Below are 2,344 nucleotides of genomic sequence, written 5' to 3'. Positions count from 1 at the left end.
CAAATCGGACACGTAACAGTTGGCCATCGCTTCGCGATTATAGCCAATGTTACTTTGCCGTTTAATATAAACGTTATGTGTCTAGGAGAATTGGGCATTTTTGAAATCTTTATGTTGGCGTATTTGCCCATTGGTACACTTTTCTTAAATAAGTGGCGAAAACGTATTTATGAAGCAAATATTAAGCGAAGAGGCCTATATCTATTAGTCTCACTTGCTATGGCTGCATTGCCATTTATTTACGTTAGTAGCATTCAAGTAGAGCGTTCAGCTTTAGGTGTTGTACTTGTTGGTATTGGCCTTTTCTGGTTTGCTATTGTTGGCTCTCGTAGTTCAGCCACATAACAAGCCAATCAAGCGGGAAAATTTACAGTTGGCTTTTTTCGCTTCGCTCAATATTTTAGCCAACTAATAAATTTCCCCTTATTGGGGCGTTATGTGCCCATGAGATAATTGATGAACCTGCTTGTAAAAATAACTGCTGCTATTTTGTTTCTTGTAATAGCTTTTTATTATCTTTATTTCTATATTACACCTAGTGTTACTGTAATAAATAAATCTGATTACGTTATAACAAGGGTAAATGTTACCTTGCCTGAGAGTAATTTAAATTTTGGTTCTATTGAACTTGAGCAAGCAAATACCATTCACTATTCACTCTCACAACATGATGGTAGTTATAAGTATTCATTTAATATAGGCGGTAAATTAATAGCAGGGGCTTGTGGTTATTTAACAAACAATGAACTTAACAAACGGTTTGTAATTACTGTTAATAATAAAAGTCTGGTAGATTGTAGCCAATAGGCACATAACAAGGGTTTTCAAGTCGGACTCGTAACAGTTTGCTCGGTTCCACTTCGTTTCACATTTTAGCAAACTATGACTCGCCGCTTAAAACGGCGTTAGTTGGTTTTCAAAATCGTGGTTGGTAATTCTTTCTGCGTAATTGAATTGAGTTCAATCTGTGTTTCGTAGTGTTCTAAGTTGTTGCCTTATGGGGGAATTGTAATTCACGCTCATTCCGCCAAAATATGCTGTCGTTAATAGTCGTCTGGTGCAATGTTTAATCTCGAAGTGCATTGATATCTTCGGCTCCATTAACTCTGCTTATTTTATAATGGCGTCATTCTGGTTTGCTAGTTTTCAAGTAGTAATCTTGAAAGTGCAATTAAGTTGAATTTGAGTCGTAGTTTTTGAATTGCTCACTGGATAAAATTTCCAATATTTATTATCGTGTTTGTTTGGTATTTAAATACCGCCAAACACAACTAACAAGTCATTTAAACGGAATAAAAACAGTTGGTTATCGCTTCGCGATTTTAACCAACCATTTTTATCCGCTTAATGAGGCGTTAGAAGCCTAAAGGAGTTTTGGCGAATATGACTGATAAAGTTGAATGTTCTGTTCATGGATTGCAAGACGAAACATTTGTTTGTACTCATCTAGCTGATTCATTACACACCGATAAACAAGTAGGCTTTTATTACTCCGGTGATGATAGAGGCGATGCTTGGTGTTCAGAATGTGAGGATGTCCGTATAAAAGAAGGCGGTGAATCTGGTGACTGGAACGATGAATCTGAAGCATTTGCACAAATAAAGTTATTATGTGGTTCATGTTACGACAAAATTAAGAGTTTAAACGGCTTCTAACAAGTCATTAAAGCAGGACAAAAAACAGTTGGTTTTTGCTCGTGCCTCGCTAATTTTAACCAACTATTTTTAGCCTCTTAATGAGGCGTTATTTGGCAACACGAAATCGAGTTATTATTTTATTGTAAGAACAGTGTTTTCAAGGTTAGCTTGGTGGGTTACGCCTCAGTTTTCGCCTAACCTTTTTGGTGTTTAACGCTAATAGACTTTACGCTTTTTTAAGACACTTTTGCGGTAAAGTCATTAACGTTGTTCTCGCTTTCGTGTTTGGCTCAAAAGTCACGGTTTGGTTAGTCGTGTTGCTGGGTATTTTTTGCTTCTACGGTTGGGCTTCCAAATCTTAAAAGTGCTTGTTTTCGTTGGTAGTTTTCCGCTACCATCAAATAACAAGATAATTCAAATCGGACACGTAACAGTTGGCCATCGCTTCGCGATTATAGCCAATGTTACTTTGCCGTTTAATATAAACGTTATTTGGCAACACGAAATCGAGTTATTATTTTATTGTAAGAACAGTGTTTTCAAGGTTAGCTTGGTGGGTTACGCCTCAGTTTTCGCCTAACCGTTTTGGTGTTTAACGCTAATAGACTTTACGCTTTTTTAAGACACTTTTGCGGTAAAGTCATTAACTTTGTTCTAGCTTTCGTGTTTGGCTCAAAAGTCACGGTTTGGTTAGTCGTGTTGCTGG

3 protein-coding genes are annotated in these 2,344 nt (G+C 36.9%); all 3 read left to right on the top strand.

Features of this window, described 5'->3' with window-relative positions:
* The coding region (locus D1094_RS18700) for a hypothetical protein (protein ID WP_182440241.1) at positions 1-345 on the top strand (345 nt) is incomplete at its 5' end.
* 111 nt (positions 346-456) lie between these two features.
* Positions 457-807 carry a hypothetical protein gene (locus D1094_RS18290; RefSeq protein ID WP_118961535.1) on the top strand — a complete coding sequence of 117 codons (351 nt, stop codon included), beginning with the start codon at positions 457-459 and terminating at the stop codon, positions 805-807.
* 576 nt (positions 808-1,383) lie between these two features.
* Positions 1,384-1,656, top strand: a complete 273-nt coding sequence (locus D1094_RS18285; RefSeq protein WP_118961534.1) for a hypothetical protein — start codon at positions 1,384-1,386, stop codon at positions 1,654-1,656.
* Positions 1,657-2,344: the final 688 nt, after the last annotated feature.

Source organism: Colwellia sp. RSH04, from assembly GCF_003545765.1.
Classification (GTDB): Bacteria; Pseudomonadota; Gammaproteobacteria; order Enterobacterales; family Alteromonadaceae; genus Colwellia.
Note: the sequence above shows the minus strand (reverse complement) of the source record. Positions and strands in the feature narration are given on the sequence as shown.